The organism is Sphingobacterium sp. 18053 (assembly GCF_902706145.1).
In the GTDB taxonomy this organism is placed as follows: Bacteria; Bacteroidota; Bacteroidia; order Sphingobacteriales; family Sphingobacteriaceae; genus Sphingobacterium; species Sphingobacterium paramultivorum.
Window position 1 is genome coordinate 267,326 of sequence record NZ_CACSJW010000007.1, and the last position, 20,716, is coordinate 288,041.

General features: G+C 42.8%; 13 protein-coding genes. 7 read left to right on the top strand and 6 right to left on the bottom strand.

What is annotated here, in order from left to right; all coding sequences use genetic code 11:
- Window positions 1-8: 8 nt before the first annotated feature.
- On the bottom strand, window positions 9-629 hold the full coding sequence (locus tag GVK91_RS18045; protein WP_159730614.1) for an RNA polymerase sigma factor: 621 nt from the start codon (window positions 627-629) through the stop codon (window positions 9-11).
- A 467-nt stretch (window positions 630-1,096) separates the two neighbouring features.
- Here GVK91_RS18045 and GVK91_RS18050 point away from each other — a divergent pair, with 467 nt between their 5' ends.
- On the top strand, window positions 1,097-3,487 hold the full coding sequence (locus GVK91_RS18050; RefSeq protein ID WP_159730616.1) for a TonB-dependent receptor: 2,391 nt from the start codon (window positions 1,097-1,099) through the stop codon (window positions 3,485-3,487).
- 135 nt (window positions 3,488-3,622) lie between these two features.
- Here the strand turns inward: GVK91_RS18050 and GVK91_RS18055 are convergent, their stop codons facing one another.
- Window positions 3,623-3,790 carry a hypothetical protein gene (locus GVK91_RS18055; RefSeq protein ID WP_159730619.1) on the bottom strand — a complete coding sequence of 56 codons (168 nt, stop codon included), beginning with the start codon at window positions 3,788-3,790 and terminating at the stop codon, window positions 3,623-3,625.
- A 284-nt stretch (window positions 3,791-4,074) separates the two neighbouring features.
- Between GVK91_RS18055 and GVK91_RS18060 the strand changes: the two genes are divergently transcribed.
- The 4 genes from GVK91_RS18060 (at window position 4,075) to GVK91_RS18075 (ending at window position 12,304) form a co-directional block, all read left to right on the top strand.
- Window positions 4,075-7,275, top strand: coding sequence for a TonB-dependent receptor (locus GVK91_RS18060; protein ID WP_159730621.1), 3,201 nt, complete (start codon window positions 4,075-4,077; stop codon window positions 7,273-7,275).
- 92 nt (window positions 7,276-7,367) lie between these two features.
- Window positions 7,368-9,071, top strand: coding sequence for a RagB/SusD family nutrient uptake outer membrane protein (locus GVK91_RS18065; protein ID WP_159730623.1), 1,704 nt, complete (start codon window positions 7,368-7,370; stop codon window positions 9,069-9,071).
- A gap of 2 nt (window positions 9,072-9,073) precedes the next feature.
- Window positions 9,074-11,002, top strand: coding sequence for a heparinase II/III family protein (locus tag GVK91_RS18070; protein ID WP_159730625.1), 1,929 nt, complete (start codon window positions 9,074-9,076; stop codon window positions 11,000-11,002).
- A gap of 45 nt (window positions 11,003-11,047) precedes the next feature.
- Window positions 11,048-12,304 (top strand): glycoside hydrolase family 88 protein, encoded by a 1,257-nt coding sequence (locus GVK91_RS18075; protein ID WP_159730627.1) that lies wholly within the window; start codon window positions 11,048-11,050, stop codon window positions 12,302-12,304.
- Between the two features lie 67 nt (window positions 12,305-12,371).
- Here the strand turns inward: GVK91_RS18075 and GVK91_RS18080 are convergent, their stop codons facing one another.
- Together GVK91_RS18080 and GVK91_RS18085 are read right to left on the bottom strand one after the other, a co-directional pair.
- On the bottom strand, window positions 12,372-14,474 hold the full coding sequence (locus tag GVK91_RS18080; RefSeq protein ID WP_159730629.1) for a polysaccharide lyase 8 family protein: 2,103 nt from the start codon (window positions 14,472-14,474) through the stop codon (window positions 12,372-12,374).
- Window positions 14,475-14,494: 20 nt separating this feature from the next.
- Window positions 14,495-15,904: a sulfatase-like hydrolase/transferase gene (locus GVK91_RS18085; protein ID WP_159730631.1), complete on the bottom strand. Its 1,410-nt coding sequence runs from the start codon at window positions 15,902-15,904 to the stop codon at window positions 14,495-14,497.
- A gap of 110 nt (window positions 15,905-16,014) precedes the next feature.
- Between GVK91_RS18085 and GVK91_RS27525 the strand changes: the two genes are divergently transcribed.
- Window positions 16,015-16,662, top strand: a complete 648-nt coding sequence (locus GVK91_RS27525) for a hypothetical protein (protein WP_235032952.1) — start codon at window positions 16,015-16,017, stop codon at window positions 16,660-16,662.
- Window positions 16,663-16,678: 16 nt separating this feature from the next.
- Entirely contained in the window at window positions 16,679-17,761 is a 1,083-nt protein-coding gene (locus GVK91_RS18095; protein WP_153847093.1) for a Gfo/Idh/MocA family protein, read from the top strand.
- A 109-nt stretch (window positions 17,762-17,870) separates the two neighbouring features.
- On the opposite strand, the gene GVK91_RS18100 is transcribed toward GVK91_RS18095, so the two are convergent.
- Both GVK91_RS18100 and GVK91_RS18105 read right to left on the bottom strand, forming a co-directional pair.
- A complete protein-coding gene (locus tag GVK91_RS18100) occupies window positions 17,871-19,115 on the bottom strand; it encodes a YdcF family protein (protein WP_235032953.1) in 1,245 nt (414 codons plus the stop codon).
- Window positions 19,116-19,132: 17 nt separating this feature from the next.
- On the bottom strand, window positions 19,133-20,653 hold the full coding sequence (locus GVK91_RS18105) for a RagB/SusD family nutrient uptake outer membrane protein (RefSeq protein WP_153847094.1): 1,521 nt from the start codon (window positions 20,651-20,653) through the stop codon (window positions 19,133-19,135).
- Window positions 20,654-20,716: the final 63 nt, after the last annotated feature.

Here is a 20,716-nt window from a genome sequence, read left to right on the forward strand (position 1 = left end):
TATGTTCTTTATATTAAATAATCATAAAGGAGATAGCTACCCGCAAGCAATAAAAATACAGAATCGTGGTTGGCAAATCTTCTTGTCAATTCGTACCGCATGATCTTTTTGGCCTCTGACAGGTAGTTTTTAACGGTCTGTTCCGCCAGATTGAGTTCCTTGGCAATTTGTGTTATTGAATAATTGTCAGAACGCATTAGATAGACTGCTTTCATCAATTTAGGCAATTTGTCTATCGAATCATCCACAATAGCCTCCAGCGCCTTATACCTGGCAAAGGCCTGGCAATCCAAATTGGAAAAAGCTTCCATGCGTTCCATTGATTTCTCCAGGACCTGTTTTCGTACACGCTCCGAGGCGTAGTAATTCAGTATTTTGTTTTTGAGGGCTTTGTGGAAATAGAATTTTATATCGGAGTATTCAGTACTCACGAGCAATCGTTTTTCCCAGATATGGATAAATACTTCCTGCACGAGATCCTTAGCCTGATCCTCTTCCCGAAGATGACGAAAAGCGACGGTGTATAGATCCTCCCAATACCGCTCAAAGAAATAAGCAAAGGCAATGGGGTCACCTTCTTTAAAACGCAACACATAGTGGTTATCTACATTGGCTTCGGTAGTTTTCACCTAACAAAGATAGGTTCGTCAGATTATCAAAATGTTAATTTTTCGGGAAGCTTTTATTTGAATGTACTCTACTATTTGAATAAACTGCGCCATTTGAATGCACTCCACCATTTGAATGCACTCCGCCTGGCATTTGTAAAAAAACGTCCCAAAAATTGTTAATAAACATGTTAACTTTCTAGTATAGAGCAGATCTTTTGTTAAAAACGTAGCGGACTTCCTATTTTTTTACAATTAGGCATTTAGGGTAAAATAGCCCAACCAAAATGTTAACAACAATGTTAATTAACTTGTAATCAACAACCTTTATGTTAATAACTACTTATCAGTAAAACCTATAAATTTCATGTAATGACATGTTAACAAAAGTTGAATCATGCATATTCGTGGGGTGAAAAACAAAAAATTCGGTAAAAGCTAAGGGTAAATTGAAAGTCGGCTGTCATAAAGATAAAAACTAATCTTTTATGAAACTATCGCCAATCTTACTCATTGGATTATCGCTTCAAGCAGGGTTTACATTCGCCCAGCAACCAGCATCGCCAAAGCAAAAAAATCAGGTTGTGACCGAAACTGTCAAAGGAACCGTGATAGATAAAAATACCAGACTACCGCTTACAGGTGCCACAATTGTCATTTCATCCAGTGATGGGACAAAGTCTGTAAGTACAGACGCACAGGGCATATTTCGGCTGCAGCAAGTTCCGGTTGGGCGTCAACAGCTTCAAGTTCGCATGGCTGGATATAAACCAGAAGAATTTACGGAATTACTGATCACCAGTGGACGGGAGAATATGGTCAATGTGGAAATGGAGCCGCAAATAAATGCATTAAACGAAGCTGTCGTCTATGCCAATGCCGGAAAACAACCGCTCAACCAGATGGCAATGACGAGTGGACGTTCCTTTTCTCCTGAGGAAACGAATCGTTATGCAGGAGCTTTTTTTGATCCCGCCCGTATGGCACAGAGTTTTCCAGGTGTTGCTGCCGGCGGCGATGACAATGAAATTATTGTTCGCGGAAATTCCCCAAAAAGCTTGCAATGGCGGCTTGAAGGTATCGAAATTGTAAATCCCAATCATTTTGGAGCCGAAGGCGCTGCAGGCGGCGGAATCAGTATGCTCAATACCATGGTATTGGGAAAATCTGATTTCTATACCGGTGGACTTGCCGCGGAATACAGCAATGCAACAGCAGGTGTTTTTGATCTTAGGTTCCGTAAAGGAAATACCGACAAACGCGAATACACATTCAACGTCGGAGTCCTGGGCGTAGGAGCAACGTTAGAGGGGCCTTTCAAAAAAGGAAGTGACGCATCCTATTTGATTAGTTACCGCTATTCTTCATTGAGTCTACTGGAAAAAGTAGGTGTAAAAGTTTCAGACACTGGCGTCCCAAAATATCAGGACCTTTCTTTTAATTTTGTATTTCCCACAAAAAAAGCCGGAACCTTTTCCTTATTCGGTATAGGTGGCTTGGGGAAACTTCAACAAACTGCCGAGCGTAATTACGAAAAATGGGAGGAACGAACAGATGCCCAGGATCTAAACTTAAAGTTCAACGCGGGGAGTGCTGGACTAAAACATCAATACATTGCAAACGACAGATTATATTTCACCAATATTGTTTCCATGTCCCTTAGCCGTAATTCCAATAGCACAGATACATTAACACGGGACTATATTTCCAGCCTCTATCACAAGGACAAATTTACGAATACGGCTCTTCGCTATGCGGGTACGCTTAACTATCGCGCCAACAGTAAAAACACGATTAGAGCGGGCTTAAATGCAAGTTTATTACACTATGACCTCTATGCGCTGTCCTACGACACCGAGCTAGCGGCATTGAAAGAGCGGATTGATGAAACTGGGAATACAAGTACTTATGATGCTTTTGCACAGTTAAAAACAGTTTTGAACGACAAAATAACGCTAAATACAGGAATACATGCAAATTACTTCGCCTTGAGCAAGAGCTGGTCTATCGAGCCAAGACTTGGCCTAAACTGGCGTGTTACCACAGATCAAACGATCTCCTTTGGGACTGGTCTATATAACCGACTGGAGCCCTTGGTCTACTATTTTGCCAAAAGTAGCGATCAAACAAGTCTTGAGCCAAACAAGCCTCTTTCGCCAACGAAATCTGCCCAGGCTGTTATTGGCTACGAAAAGAACCTAAGCAGAACACTCCGGTTTAAGACAGAAATCTATTATCAGCATCTTTATGATGTCCCAGTATCTACCGATTCCGACATCAACTTCTCCTTACTCAATGTATCGGATATTGCAGCTATTGGTACATCAAACTACCGTCAGCTTATCAATAAAGGAACCGGCAAAAATTACGGCATTGAGCTGACGCTTGAGAAGTCGTTGAGTAAGGGCTATTACTTCATGGCAACGACCTCCTTCTTTGATTCCAAATTCAAAGCACGCAATGGCAAAGAATATAATACCACATTCAATACACGTTATGTAGGAAATTTACTGATGGGGAAAGAATGGACCGTGGGAAAGAGTAAAAATAATCTATTCGGTCTTAATGCCAAATTAATTTATGCCGGGGGAAGAAAGTACTCTCCTGTTCTGGAAGAAGAATCGCTTCGTCTGGACGAAGAAGTTATTGACCAAGATCGCATCAATACACTGACTGCCGATCCCTACGTACGTGTTGATTTCTCATCGAGCTATCGGGTTAACCGCAAAAAAGTAAGCCATCTGTTTATTTTGGATATTCAGAATCTACTTAATAGAGAGAACACTGTGGGTATACACTATAATTTCAGCAAACGCATCATTGAACCCCAAAAATGGACTGGTATTATTCCAACCATTAACTACCGGATTGAATTCTAATACGCAATAATAGCAAGTACAACGAAAAGATTTATTTCCAATCGTTTGTCTCCAGACACCAGCCGCTGAAGACAAACGATTGGATTAATGAGACGAGCTCATGCTTCCAACAACGCTCTTAATTATTCGCTGTTTTTAAGTTACTAAAACCGATAGCCAACTGAAATACCTAAGGCGGTTACGTATAGCATCCACATTTGAAAAGGCAACTCCGGCTTTTACATTCCATTTTGTCTGTGCATAGCCTGCATATGCTCCAAGTGACAGATACAACAATAACGCGTTTTTTTTGATATTCATCATTTGATATTCATCATTTGATATTCATCATACGAAAAGAAATAGGCTTACATAATTTCCCTATTAAACGATAATTTCATACAGACGCTACACTGACCTTTGAACTATTGATCCAAATACTACGAGCAGTCTTACATTGCTAAACAGATATTAACCAAAAATCTTTCGGTTTTTAGGATCGCTGTTACGAAAACGATTGCGAGAAAACGTCCGTATTGTTCTCTATCAATACTGTAAATTCACTTCACAGAAAATTCATTTTTCAGACCAATTAAATCTAAAAGCCTATGATCAAGATCAAGAACACATCCGTTTCGAAGAATCGTTGGATGTATCCGGCAATACCATTATCCTGCTTGTTGGTCGTATCTAGCCTGACAACACAAGCGACTCCATTTGCACCTGTTAAAACAAACAGCAAGCTTTCACTGGCCATGCAGCAGACAACCATTCGGGGTAAGGTGGTAGACAAAGATGGCAAAGGCATCGCCAATGTCACCGTTCAGATTAAAGGAACGAATCTAGCAACATCGACCAATGCAAGTGGTTCATTCGAAATCAAGAGTCAGCAGAACGACGCAACATTGATTTTCACGAGCATCGGTTATAAAAGTATCGAAACTAAGGCGCAAGCTGGCAGCCCGCTTACGATCACCTTGGAGAATGAGTCCAAGGGACTCGACGAGGTTGTTGTTGTCGGTTTTGGTACACAGAAAAAAGAAAATGTAACCGGTTCGGTCTCTTCCATCCAGATGTCCGAGGTTGTGGAAAGCAGACCTGTAACCTCCTTGTCAGCTGGTCTAGCTGGACAGGCGCCGGGATTATATGTTAATCAGGGCTCAGGCAGACCGGGCAGTGATGGGGGAACACTACGTGTTCGTGGACAGGGAACACTCAATAATGCCAATCCTCTTGTCGTGATCGACGGTGTTATTGGCGACATGAACCTGATCAACCCGCAAGATGTTGAAAGCATATCTGTTTTAAAAGATGCAGCTTCGGCATCAATTTATGGTTCAAGAGCCGCAAATGGCGTTATCCTCATTACAACCAAAAAGGGTAAATCGGAGCAATTTAAAGTTATTTACAACAATTATTTCTCGAGTCAAAAACCATCCAATACCATTGGAATGGTTTCCAACTATGCCAACTATATGGAGCTGATCAATGAAGGCTATCGCAATGGCGATCCAAATGCTAAGCCCATATTTTCGCAGGAAAAAATCGACCTTTGGCGCCAGGACGCTGGACAGGATCCATTGAAATATCCCAATACGGACTGGGTTTCGGATCTTTTCCAGAACAAAATCAGCCAAAACCACAACCTTTCCTTTACCGGAGGTAGTGACAAAATCAAATTCTTTGGCTCCTATGGTCTCCTCAACAACCCTGGGATCATCGAACAGGCAACCTATAAACGTCATACCGGACGTATCAATCTAGAAGCTGATGTAAAACCCTGGTTAACGTTGGGAGCCAACATCAATGGTGTCGTTTCCAAAACAGATATTGGGACCAACATCATCGATGATGTATTTACTTTTGCCGCAGCAAGTACTCCAGGAATGGTACTGCGTGCTCCAGATGGAAGATTTGGTTCGCCAAACAATCCGGAAGATGACCCGCAGTCCAACAACGTACTTCACCGCCTTTATGCGCAGAAAGGTAACATCAACAAAAACCGCTTCGTGTCGCGCTTCTACGGAAAACTGAAACCCATTGAGGGACTTTCCATCGAGGGATCATACACCTATACCTATGATGATGATTTCGTCTATTCCCAACCCGTGTTCAATGACCGGTGGAACTTTTTGACAAATACAATTGCCTCAGCGGGTACAGGCCGTTCGTCGGTAACTAACGAATCAATCAAATCCTACCGCTATTACATGGATGGAATTGCCAAATATAAAAACAAGCTCTTTGAGAAACTGAACTATGAAGTCATGGTCGGTGCCAGCCAGGAGTATTTTAAAGATGGCTGGTTTGCTGCATCCAAACTCGATCTTGTAGATCCGTCCCTGACCGTTCTGAATGCGGCGACTATGGATGCCTCAGCTTCCGGCAATATCACCGATTGGGCTATGCGTTCGTTTTTTGGCCGGATCAACCTATCCTGGGATGACAAATATTTGTTGGAAGCCAATCTACGGACAGACGGTTCATCACGTTTTATGAGCGGAAAAAGTAGATGGGGAACTTTCCCTTCAGCGTCCTTTGGCTGGAAAGTTTCTTCAGAAGATTTCTATGACATCAAATGGATGCCCAGCTTGAAATTCCGCGCATCGTATGGCGCCTTGGGTAACAATGGAACCTCCGATGAATCTTTCCGGAAAAACGCCAACATCAACAATTATGAATATCAAGCGCTTTATAATCCGACAAACTATGTGTTAAACAACCAGCTCTACGTAGGTTTTGCGCAGACCGTATTGAGTAATGCACTTCTGACTTGGGAAAACACCTATATCCTGAATGCTGGTTTAGATTTTGACCTTTTCAATTACAAACTAGGGGGCTCGATCGATGTCTTCAACAAAGTAACAGACAACATCTTAATCAACCTACCCGCTCCGCTTGTCGTTGGAAATGCAACAATACCACGCACCAATGCAGCGAAAGTACGCAATAATGGTGTCGAGCTGAATTTGACTTACCGCGATAAAATTGGCGATAATTTTAAATTCAACATTGGCGGTAACTTTACCTTTATTGACAATAAAGTGGTCAAGTTTAAAGGCAATGACAAGTCTATCAGCGGTTCCAATTTACTTCAGGAAGGTTATGCCATCAATACCCAATATATCCTGTTGACAGACCGCATATTACAGACAGATGCTGATATGCAGCTCGTGCAACAGATGATCGATAATGCGCCAATCGACCCAAACACCAATCAAAAAGTCAATCCATTCGCATCCTATGGTACACCTAAAAAAGGGGATCTCTTGTATAAAGACACCAATGGCGACGGCGTCATCAACGACAATGACCGGGTCCCGGTAGGTCATGGTACAGCGCCACGGATGACCTACGGTTTTAACATGGGATTCGATTATAAAGGTTTTGATTTCTCGGTCTTCTTGCAAGGTAATGCAGGCAACAAAGTCGTGTGGACAGACGGTTATTACACACCTACTGTTCGCTGGGGCTATCAAATCAATCAGGAAATTGCTGATGGCCGATGGACTGAAGGCGCAACAGATGCAAAATTTCCGCGATTGTTGCCTTATACCGATACAAGAAACACCAAAAACAGTGATTTCTGGTTACAGAACAAGGCGTTTATCCGCGTAAAAAATATCCAGCTGGGCTATACAATTCCGAACGATATCACCAAGCGGATACAGGTACAAAACCTACGCGTCTTTGCTTCGCTGGAAAATTTCTGGACCATTACCAAATATAAAGGTTTCGATCCGGAGATCAGCGGGACCAACTATCCAACAATGAAACAGGCCGTTTTTGGAGTTAGCTTATCCTTTTAAGAAGAAAGGTGTGCGACAGGGGATATGTTCCCTACCTGTAACAGATAAATTATGAACAAAAGTTGAATAGGGCTTTTAATTAATTAAACCTCATGAAAAAGATTTCACTACTCATAGCCGGATGCATTGCTTTATCATCTTGTTATAAGCTTGATACCAACCCCTACAGTCAGGTAAGTGCTAGCACATTCTGGCAGAATGAAGACCAGGCCTTAGCTGGCGTACTGGGCTGTTATAACGACTTAAAAAAAGAAGCCACCTTTGGCTTGCAATTTTCTTACGATGGACTTACCGATATCGGTCTGGGCTATGATCCTCCGGGTTTGGGCGAAGTAATCAGCGGTACTTTTACGGACCGTTCGTCAATTATTGTGGATAGATGGCAAGCGGGTTACGATCTTATCCAACGTTGTAATCATGCAATCGCGCATATCCAGCCTATGACCATAGACAAGGCCAAACAGGAGGTCTTTATTGCAGAAGCGAAGTTCTTACGGGCGCTCATGTACTTCCAGCTCACCAATCTATATGGCGCATTGCCGATATACGATGAAACTGTCGACTTGAATAAAGATTTTGCTGATCTTAAAAACAGTCGGTCTTCGGTAGAAGATGTCAATAAGTTTATCCTCAATGACCTGAACTATGCAATTGAAAAATTGCCGGTAAGCTATGATGCAAAGTATTATGGCCGGGTCACCAAAGGAGCTGCGTATGCTTTGAGAGGGAAAGTAGCCCTTTACAATAAAGATTGGGCGGGAGCAATCCGGGATTTTGAAGAGATTGTTTACAACAAGACCAATACCTATGGCTATAGTTTAAGCACAAGCTACTCGACCTTATTCACCATGGATGGTGATCAATCGCCGGAGATGATTTTTGCCATTCAGAATATGGGTGGTACGGGCTTCCCTTATGGTATGCCCATGGCCTTCTATATGGGAACGCGTTCAACCTTTGGTAGTGACTGGAACAACTGTATGCCGAGCACACGCCTTGCAGACCGTTACGAAAACCGCGATGGAAGCCCCTTTAACTGGAATGATTATTTCCCCAACTATACAACGGATAATGCGGTCAAAAAACAGGCGATGGAGTCTACGCAATCTGGAGGCACGCTTACCAAAGTACCAGATACAGCAAAACTTCGTCAGATCTTTGCCAATCGCGATCCTCGGATGAATCAAACCTTGATCGTACCTTATTCGCATTACTTAGGATGGAATGCCAACAAAGAAAGAGATATGCAGCTGATATTGGCAACCGGTGTAAACGAAAACTTTGGTCAGATCCGCAACAATCGGGGTTGGTACACCTATCTATGGCGGAAATTTGTTCCTGAAGGGAACCTAAAAGGCGCCATTACCGATCGTGCACATACACCGATCAATTTCCCTATTATACGTTTGGGCGATGTACTTTTGATGCTTTCCGAAGCGTACAACGAGTCCAATCAATTGGACAAAGCGATTACTGAGCTTAATAAAGTGCGTACACGTTCTAAAATGCCAGCGCTAAATAGTGGCAGCTCATTTTTGGTTGTCGGTAGCAAAGCCGATATGAGCAAACGTATCCAGCACGAACGGGCCGTAGAACTAGCAGGTGAAGGATGGCGTTATTTTGATCTTAAGCGCTGGAACCTTTTGGAAAGCCTCTCCAAAGACTACATCGAAAAAAGTATTACCGGAGACAATCTCGTTACGCGTGGTTACCAAAGCCGTCATAAGCTTTGGCCAATACCAGGGCAAGAGATTGAAATGAACCCGGCATTACTACCACAAAATCAAGATTGGTAATTATGAGAATTTATTTAATCCTACTATTTTTCCTTAGCAGTTTTTCTTTCCAAAGACTGCTAGGGAAAGATTTGAACCTGCTAACAGGAGCTTTTAAACAGGAGAACCTGAAAGCCAGCCTAAGCATTGACAAATCTTGGGTTCCCTACCCGGCTTATTCCGACCGTTTAGCCTGGGATAAGCTGATGGCTCCCTTTAAAGAGCGTATTATAAAAAAGGGGAACGAAGCGCTTAGCTACCAATGGCAGGTCGTCAAAGCAACCGACTACCTTGAATATGAGCGTTCAGGCAACCGCAGCATAATGGAAAAGCCAATGAACGAAAATTGTACTGCGCTGACCAACCTACTGTTGGCGGAGCTTGCAGAAGGACAGGGGCGCTTTGTTGACCAAATCCTAAACGGCAGTTGGCAATTGACGGAAATGGCAACATGGTCTCTCTCGGCACACCTTGGGGCCTTTCAGTCCAGTAAGCGATCATTGCCGCAAGAGCGCACACAAGTAGTCGATCTGATGGCCGGTGATGTAGGCTCGCTCCTCTCCTGGGTTCATTATTTCTTCCGCGATACATTCAATACGATAAACCCCGAAATCAGTACCCGTCTAAAACAACAGATCCAACAACGCATTATACAGCCCTATTTGGATCGTAACGACATGTGGTGGCAGGCATTTGAACTCAAGGAAGGACAGTTGGTCAATAACTGGAATCCATGGTGTAACTTTAATGTTCTTACGGCCTTGCTTTTGGTTGAGGACAATACCGATATACAACTGGCGGGAATTTATAAGACAATGTCTTCTGTGGATCGCTTTATCAATTATGTCAAAACAGACGGTGCCTGCGAAGAGGGTCCCTCCTATTGGGGCCATGCTGCGGGCAAACTGTACGATTATTTAAAAATACTTTCGCTGGCCACCAAGGGCAAGATCAATATTTTTGATAAACCTGTAATTCGCGATATGGGCGAGTACATTGCACAATCCTATATTGGCGGAGATAAATGGGTAGTTAATTTTGCCGACGCTTCGGCAAAAGGGGGCGGCGACCCACTATTGATCTACCGTTATGGACAGGATGTCAATAGTAGCGAGATGATGCAATTTGCCCGATATATGGAAAATACCGGCGACAAAACTGCAAATTTCAAACCTTCAAGGGATATTTTTCGCGCCTTCGAAGACCTGAGATGCTATCCACAACTAGAGCGTGTTACCGCTGCGCTCCCTCAAAATAATGCGAAGTGGTATCCGGAAACACAATTTATATATCTCAAAAAGGGTCCGTTTTTCTTTGCCGCCAAAGGTGGTTTCAATAATGAAAGTCACAACCATAACGATGTCGGGAGTTTTATCTTATACAAAGATCAACAACCACTGTTCATTGATGCCGGTGTCGGCACCTATACCAAAAAGACCTTTAGCGATGACAGATACAGTATCTGGACGATGCAGAGTGCTTACCATAATGTTCCGATGATCAATGGAGCCGACCAATCTTTTGGAAAGGAATATAAAGCTGAAAATGTAGCATTTCTGCCTGCACAAAATAGATTCCAACTTGATATTGGAAAAGCATATCCGAAGTCGGCGAATGTTGAACACTGGAATAGAAGTTACACCCTCGTACAAAACGGGCTGGACATTCAGGATGAGTTTAAAATCACAGGTCCTAAGCAGGCCAATATTATCCATTTTCTGGTTGCTCAGGAACCAAAAATTGGCAAAGGGGAAATCCGCCTCAATAATGGGCACGCAACCCTACACTTTGATGCCGGACAGTTCACAGCGAGCTATGATGTCATTCCTCAGGATGACTCCCGTTTGAGTCAGGTATGGGGTAAGGAACTCTATCGTATCAAACTCACCGCTAAAAGCATCAAATCCGCTGGAAAATACACCTTTACGATTCGCCAAGAGGCTATAAAATAAAAAGAATCGAGATTATTATGTAACTTACTAAGAATATAAGCCGTTATGAAAAAAAGAAAACCTGGTCTAAAAGCACTTTTTGTGGTCACATCCAGTCTGATTGCACTGAGTTTTACAGATCAAAAACCAAGCTTTATTGACACAAGTTTTAAAGCTGCAGAAAAACAATATCAATTTTTAGAACAAGCAGCAGAAAAGCAGCACAAATTTCCACGCACATTGAGTCCTGCAGGAAAACTGGTAGGGACAGACGAATGGGATTGGACCGGCGGTTTCTTCCCAGGGTCACTGTGGTATATCTACAACCATACCCATAATAAAGAGACCGAAGCTGCGGCGATCAAATGGACAGAGGCGCTTGAAAAAGCCAAAGACCTTGATCAACATCATGATATTGGTTTTGTGATGTATTGTTCCTATGGCAATGCCATTAAATACCTCAAAGATCCCAAAAAGGTTGCCGCTTACAAGGATATCCTCATCCATTCGGCCAATACTGCGCTTAAACGTTATAATCCGCAGGTGGGCGTCATCAAATCATGGAACGAGAAGAAGTCCTGGGACGGCAAGACCCTATGGAAATATCCAGTTATTATCGACAACATGATGAACCTGGAAATGCTGTGTTATGTGTCCGACTTGACTGGAGACACCAAATATAAGGATGTGGCTATCAGTCATGCCACCCAAACCATGAAAAACCATTTTCGTAAAGACTACAGTACTTACCATGTTGTCGATTACGATGGTAATGGCCATGCTATCCACCAACAAACGAACCAAGGCTATGCCGACAATTCAACCTGGGCACGCGGTCAAGCCTGGGCTATTTATGGATTTACCATGATGTACCGGGAGACCAAAAAACCAGAATTTCTTAAAACGGCAAAAGCGGCGGCGAAGTTTTACATGACCCATCCGAATCTTCCGAAAGATAAAATTCCGTATTGGGATTTTAATGCCGGAAAGCAGGGGTATAAATCGGATGCTGATTTTTCTTCCTTGAAATTGAATTTTGTACCGCGCGATGCCTCAGCTGCAGCCATTGTTGCTTCTGCACTGATTGAACTCTCAACATTGACCACTGGCACCGAAAGCAAATCCTATTTGACATTTGCTCAGGAAAGCCTGCAAACACTATCAGGAAGTACCTATTTTGCCAAATATGCAAGCAATGGCGGTTTCTTATTGCAGCATAGTGTGGGTAGCTTACCCCATCATTCGGAAATCGATGTTCCACTGACCTATGCAGATTATTATTATCTGGAAGGTTTGACACGGTTGGAGCAGCTCAAAAAATAAAAATACAAAGGGGAGATATTAAATATCTCCCCTTTGTATTTTTATAAGCTTTCCAATTGAATCTGGATTATTTCTTCCCGATCGCGATTCGGTTACTTACAGTACTTCCGGCGTATTCGCCCTGCGGAAGCGAAACCTCCAACGATTGATTTACACGAAGCTGTTTATTGACGAGCAGAACCTTCACTGTTTTGGCTCTTTGCAGTGGATCTGCCACATCAAGCTGCATGCTAGTTGCTTCTCGTAGGTTCAATTGCATGATAGCAGGTTGATCGAGCTTTATAGACCAATCGCCAACTTGGTAGGTTCCTGCTTGATAACAAACAATTTGTAGAATCCGGCTCCCTTTATGCTCCACGGCCTGTATATCTGGTGTATTCTGCCAAATCCTTAGCTCCCGCATTGTTTTTGTATCAACAGTTTTAGTGCCAGGCACAACAATATAGGCATAGCTCGCATTGTTCGGAGCAACAGCATGATCAAACCAAAGCTTGAAGACCTTTCCATGTACAACATCTTTGGAACGGGAACGGTTAATCCGGTACCAGGAACCAACCTGATCTTTGGTTGTCAATCCGACGTTCATAGCTGCTGGAAAATAATACAGAACATTGTTATGGGTTATAAAATCGCCTTCTTTGACGGATCTCTGTACTGAATCGAGCGCAGACATTTCCTTTCCATTCCAGACAACGGGTCCATTCAGCCAAGTTTGGTTTAAGGTTGTTACCACAGCTTCTGGCGCAGCACAATGAATCCCAGCACCCAAACAAACAATTTCCCGATCGAAAAAGAACCAGGCTTTTTGAGCCTTGACCCCATCGTACTGGACCGACATAGCTGAAGCCCCTGTCTTATCGTTGCTTACGCCGCCCGCAAAGTTATTTGCAGCAAGTGCTCCCCATTGTTCTTTCAATTCCAGGTCGCCTAGATAATCTCGTGTTGTCGTTCCAGGAATTTTATCCCATTCCCATACGGGCATAATATTATAATATTCGGGTCCAAATACCTGAATATTGGTCACACCATCTGACATATTGCGCCCAAGAACGTTTTCTCCATTTCCAGACTCCGATTTATTGGTACGGCTACTGGCCAATCGAACATTAAAATGGAATTGCTTACGCAGATGAGTCGTGTAGTCAGCTTTCCAGTAATGCCGGTGGGCCTCGATATTCTCAGCGTCAAAAGGCTGGACGCTATCTAGTTTCGCTAGCGCTTTATTCCAAATGGCATCTTTGGCGGGATCAATCAACTTCATTTGTTGTAATATGGCCGTTTCCTGTGTTTTTTCCAAGATATTGGGGCGTGAGATCCCGCGACCATGTACATTAAAATCGATATAGCGCGAACGAATAATTGGCAGGTAGGTTGCTGTAAGAAAATGTTCAAAAAGGCCGAGTCTCTTCATGTCTACAGCATAAGGTGTCTCGCGCACATAGGCCATAACTTTTGAGATCCCCTTCAGAAATTCCTCCCCATAGCCTGCAATGTATAATTGAGGGCCATGTTGTAAGTAAGAGAAATCGTATTGCAGTCCTTCCTTGCCATTCACGAGCTGTATCGGAAAAAGCAGCTGCTCCATAGCAGCAGCTAAAAGATTTTCATCTTCCAAGATCAATGCACGATAAAAATAGTGCATGGCAATATCACTTTTATTCGCCCCTGTTTTTGTGTAAGGATCACCACGCTTCATCAGCTCAACAAGTGGAGTCTCTAGTGTAGTAGGAATTTTTTCCTTTCCAAATTTCATCAGAATAAGACAGACACCGATGGCTTTTGGCGAAGCGATCTCGTTATGCCACCAATTTGAAGACTCAAAACGATTATTTGCCCAATATTGCGCGGCAAGCAGGATTTTATCGTAAAGTGATTTTTGCTGATAAGATGCACTTTGTGGAGACACATAGGCGACAATAAGTGTCCTTAACCGATCCAAGTGTTCTCCCGGAGGCCAAAGCGATATTGACTTACTGCTGTAATCGATATCTGCCCAAGTACCGTCAGTACGCAGTTTATTACATAGGCTTAACGTTTTATCTGCATTTGGCAATGGGCCACTTAACTCATCATCGTATACATGCTTTTTAATACGCACAAACGTATCACTGTTCTGCGCCTTTGCCGTAACCAAGGCAAAGCACAATAAAAATAGGATTAGTCCTTTCATCTGTTTTTAGTATTCATTACTTAAGGATATTGTCGTTCTGCGGCTCGTCCGACGACATCCATCCGGTGTTTCATCAGTTGATTTTGATCATTATCCAATACGGAGCTCAGCCATTTGGGATTCTCCAGTCCCTTTTCCCATTCCGTCAGTTTATGCAGCATCTCCTTTACATGCTCAGGGTATTTAGCGGCCAGATTATGCTGTTCCCGAAGGTCATCCCTAAGATTGAACAATAATATCGGATCATCTTTAACCACAATCAGTTTCCACTCTTTGTGTCGCACAGCACGTGCAATCCCTCGACGCCAGAATAAATAGTCGTGTCCATTTTTCACATCCTTATAGGAAGAGAGTAAACTGATGCCATCGATTTGCTGACCCTGGATTTTCTTCCCTTTTATTGCGTCGATGCTGGTAGGTAAAATATCCATTCCCGATACCATGGCATCTGATGTTATCCCTTTCGGTAGCTTGGCTGGCCATTGCATGATAAGGGGAACCCGAATTCCACCTTCCCATTTCGATCCTTTTAAACCACGCAATTGTCCATTGTCTGCGCCATTATTTGTTGCCGCACCATTATCATTCATAAAAATGATTAAGGTGTTTTCATAAAGTCCTTCTTGCTTTAAATGTTCGATCAGACGTCCAATATTTTCATCCATATTATCCAGCATAGCCAAGTAAGCACGTCGCAATGGATCAGCTACATTTTTATACTTATCAATAGTCTTCAGGGGTGCTTCGACGGGTGTATGCACAGCATTGAAAGCTAAATACATAAAAAAAGGCTGGCTTCGATACTGTTGAATATACGCAATTGCTTTATTGGTCAATGTTTCAGTCAAATAATGAATTGAGTCTTCGGGGACTATACGTCGATCGTCATAAAGCAGCTGCGTTGGCTTCACGGCTCCATGGATTGGGAAGTAAGGCCGGTCACCACCAATAAAACCATAAAAATGGTCAAACCCACGTTTCAATGGATTAAATTGTGGACCATCCCCCTGATGCCATTTGCCAATCGCTACAGTTTTATAGCCGTTATACTTCATGAAGTCAGCAATGGTGGCTACCTGCGTATCCATTCCGATATCTTCCTGTGCGACACCCGCAGTCGGGCGTTTCGAAATATTATGTTCAAAACCAAAGCGCTGCTGGTAGCGGCCAGAAAGTAAGCCCGCCCGAGAAGGAGCGCATACTGAAGCTGAGGCATAGGCCGACTGAAAACGCACGCCATTTTTCGCAAGTGCATCAATATTTGGAGTGTAGACCTCCTTACCGCCGTAACAACCAAAATCATCGTAACCTCCATCGTCGCTCAGGATGACAATAACGTTAGGATGTTGCTGTCCGAATACAGGAATCCCAAACCTAAAGAGTATATTCACAAGAGTTAATATACTATAGCAAGTAAATCGGTAGATCATAACATTAGATTTATCCTTAAATGTATCGTTAAATGTATAGGATTTTTTGTTAAAAAACCGCAAACGATTTCGTTAGGCTATTTTTAGACGATTAAAAATAAAGGTCAGAGATGAAAACAGATGAAAAAAAATTGGTCGGTACACTTGCTCATTTTTTGGTCAGTGATTCGGATGGCACTGCATTAAGGTCATTTTTGTGTTCATTGACCTATCAGCCCAGTACCATTAGAACCGAACTCGTTCAATTGTTGAACAAATGGCAAAACAAAGCTGCTGGAACAGTTTTTCTTGGGGAGGATCTCTGGACGGATTTTAAGCAACTTGTGGGGAGCAATCCCGATCTCGGCGTGGCTGTGATTGATGGCTGTAACATCAACGATATTGCAAGTTTTTACGAAGAAATCAATGCCGTCTACATGTCCAGCGAAAGCTGGAAGATAGGAAGCCTAGACGGCTTTGACGACCTGCTTTACGGTGGATTTGGGACCTTCAAAGACGCAGCTTCACATTGCATTGTTTGGAAGGATATTGCACACAGCAGGACGTCATTGGGCGTTGAAACAACTTTGGCGTATTATCAAGGTAAACTTGGAGCAGAATCACCGTTCAATCAAACGCATTTTCAAAAGAAACTCGATGAGCTAAAAGCTGGTCGTGGAGAAACCTATTTTGACATTGTGGCCGACATCATCCAATCGCACCGCAAAGTAACCTGGATTTACAACGGGTATCCTCAGCACAAATCGGTATATTTATAATAACTAAACTTAACATATGAAGCATCTTATCCGCCTAGTTTTCCTGCTCCTATTCTTCCAACAAATTGCACAGGCCAGTGAACGGCTTAAGGTTGCTGTTGCAGGGCTCAACCATGACCACGTATTCTTGCTTTTAAATTTATATAAGGATAAAAAAGTCGATATTATCGGTATTGCCGAACCGAATCAAACCTTATCAAACAAAATACGAACGCAGTATAATTTACCTGACGCAATCTTCTATCATGACTTACCCAGCTTATTGAAACATGTCAAACCGGATGCGGTACTTGCCTACAATCCAACCGATGAGCATATCCGCGTCGCAGAGACCTGTCTCCCGCTTAAGATCCCTGTAATGGTAGAGAAGCCCCTTGCTACGACTCTTTCTGACGCAAAACGTATTGCATTTTTGTCAAAACAGTTCGAAACACCCTTTTTGGTAAATTACGAAACGACCTGGTATAAAAGTAATCAACAGTTGAAGCAGCTGGTCGACAAGGGTGAAATTGGAAAAATCACACGCATACTTGTAAAAGACGGGCACGAAGGACCTAAAGAAATTGGCTGTAGCAATTACTTCCTCGACTGGCTTACTGATCCGAAAAAAAATGGTGGCGGTGCCGTGATGGATTTTGGTTGTTATGGTGCCAATCTGATGACCTGGCTCAAAAATGGAGAAAGGCCAATTTCAGTGACAGCCTTTACACAACAGCTCAAGCCAGATGTTTATCCAAAGGTAGACGACAATGCCACCATCATACTAAGCTACCGTGACGGCAGCACAGGTATTATTCAAGCTTCTTGGGCTTGGCCATACAGTGTTAAAGATCTGCAGGTTTTTGGCACAAAAGCTCAGCTCTACGCTAAAAACGATAAAGAGCTTCTAAAATACAAACAGCAGAATGATCCACCTACAAATATAACGACTACGGTCCCCTATTTTGAGAACCATATTGCCTATCTGGAACAGGTTCTGAAAGATGCCATGCCACCAGAAAATGATCTCGGATCGATCAATAATAATGTCACTGTGGTCGAAATCCTGGAAGCGGCAAAACGCTCGGCTAAAGAAGGAAAATCCATTGTTTTAAAATAAAAAAGGTCCGTAGCTTGCACCGCTACGGACCTTTTTCATGCCTTCCCATAAGCCATATACAACCCCGATCTGCTCAGTTAATAGATTAGCAATCGGCCTAGTTAGTCGACTAGGGGTCTAAGGGTTCATCAGGATCGATTGTATAGGCCTCTTCTTTTGCCTTGAACTCGATGATCACATCTGAAATTCGTTTACCCAATGTATAGGGAATATACCCCAATTCACGCATACAACGATCGCCCATCTTTTCCACCGCATCAATGTGCACTTTACTACTGTTAACGATGGCGTATTTATCTTTCGGAAAACCATAATTCAACAGAATACGTGCAGTATTACGCAAATTTGTGGTCGTATGCCTTGCATGTGGATCAATCAATATTGCCGCTTCAGGTACTCCCATAACCTCGATCAGATACTTTTTCATTTCTATTGCCTCAATAAAGCGAGTCTTATAGGGATGTACTTTACCGCCAGACAACACAATAAAAGGGGCTAGTTTTTCAAAGTAGCTTCGGGCTGCCATTCGCGCACGTAACATTCCACCAGGACTAATAGGCTGTCCATACACCTCGGGGCCTGCACCTAAGGTCAGCAACAGACTATAGGGATAGCTTGCGAAGTCGGTATTTTTGACCGCTTCGTAAGCTTTCTTGTTTTCGAGTTCAATCAGCGGCTCCAGTTGTGCCGCGTCCCATCGCTCATTAATTTCCAACAAGCGTACAGCAGTCATCATGGTCAAAAAAAATGCCGTTTTATGTGTTGGAATATCTTTGCGGATGTCTTGGCGAACATCGTCCAAAAGATGAAGGTAGGCCGCACGTCTTACATCGAAAGAGATCGAATCTATCTTGGGGTAATTGGGACTTTTGCCTCCTCCATAGACGTCCACCACATAATTCATTGCTTTTAAATCCTGTTTCAAGGCTTTCATAAAATAGGCCTTTGCCGTTTCATGATGCAACACACCATAGGTCATTGATGGAATAAGATTAGCCTGAACAAGCTGGTCCAATTTCTTGTTATGACCAATTTGCTCCGCCAACTGCTCTGCCAACAGGTCAATTTCGTTATCCTGCCATTTGAAGGCATTCAAATAGCACATGAGATCAGGACAACTGGCGCTGTTGTTAAAACGTTCGAACCGTTTTTCCAACACCTGTGCTACCGGCTTGGAGCCCACGAGCTCCTGTATAAGGGCAGGATCTTTTAAGAGCAAATAGGATGCATAATAATTCTTCTTGATCAGCCAATCCTGTGGACCAACAGGCATATTGTTTACTTGACCTTTGGAAATATGCAGGCAGCATATTCCCAAGGTAAGTAACAAGATCTTTCTGATATTTTTTATCATATCTATTCAATTGCAGATTAATAACCGGGGTTTTGATACATACGTGCCGGATCCAGCTTGTATTCATCAAAAGGAATTGGATAGTATCTATCTTTTGTCGAGATATTGGAGATTTTAGCATTTCCATAATCAGCCTGGCTCTTCGTTTTGAAATAAGTCACCAGTTCTTGTGCATTATAATTACGGATCAAATCAAACCAACGTTGGTTTTCAAATGCCAGTTCTACACGGCGTTCATGCAATATGGCCTCCTTTAAGGTTGGATATTTACTACGATAAGCCGTATTCAACATGGAAGTAGCATACGAAGGCAATCCTGCACGTTCACGTACTTGATCCAAAAGCGCGATAGCTTCCGCATCTTTACCCAAGTGATATTTTGCTTCTGCCAACAACAGCATCACATCGGCGTAACGGATCAAGATCCAGTCGTTTCCGCCCCAACCATTGGTACCGGCAGCGTCACTATTATCTCTAAATTTGGTTACAAACCAATCGTTAACCTGTGTATTCGCTGCAAACTTTACCGAGAAGCCTTTTCGGATATCGTCTTGCTCATAATCTTTAATCAGATCTAGTTTTGCTACCTCACCAGCACCTGTTGAATTGTAGCGTGAGTTGATGGTCTCTCCTCTCGCCTGGTAATTACGGGCAATACTCGAGCTATAGTTTTGGTCACCTTGTTTGTACTGAATCTGAAAAACAAGTTCTTTACAGCTATTCTTCTTAGTCACATCGAAAACATCCGCATAGGGGATTTCGTTCAGTTTGCCAAAAGTTCGCATTTGGTAGGCCGCATTGAGGTACTGTTCTGCCTTCGCAAAATTTTCTGCACTCCCCGACGTCTGCGTTGCTCCCAACGTTAAGTATACTTGACCCAAAATTGCATTAATGGCCGATTTAGATGCTCTGCCAATGACGTAATCTTTCTGTATATTGGGAAGATTGCTGGACAATGCCTCCGTCAAATCCTTAATGATCTGTTCGTACACAACCGACTCTTTTTGCCGAAAAGCCAATTCATTTGCTTGCTCTTTACTGGTCACCTGTACCGTAGATAATGGAATATCTCCGAATTTACGCACCATATGGAAATATAATAATGCACGAACGAATTTCGCTTCCGCAATATAACGTCCTTTTAATTCTGCACTTGTAAAGGTTACATCGTCGACATGTGATAGAACCACATTACAGCGGCTGATTGCCGCATACATAGCCGACCAATGAGTCTTTAGATAGGTATTACTTGGCAGCAACGAAAAGTCATTGAATTGGAATGGCTCCCCAGCGTTGGATTGGTTATCATTACGTCCACTATTATCCGAACGTTCCTCGTTATACAATGTACTGGATTCACCGATCGTACTTCCCGAACGAAGGGACTGGTAAAGACCGTTAACCGCCAAGAGCACATCATTTTCTGACTTAAAGTAATCATCGATCGTAACGGCGTTGGGATTTTTCTGATTTAAAAAATCTTTGGTACATGAAGACAATGCCAACAAAACAAAGGGTAATATATATCTTTTTTTCATCCTGTTATTTTTTTATTTTTCATCAGCCCACGGAACGGCAAAGAGCAGTCTGTAGGACTATTT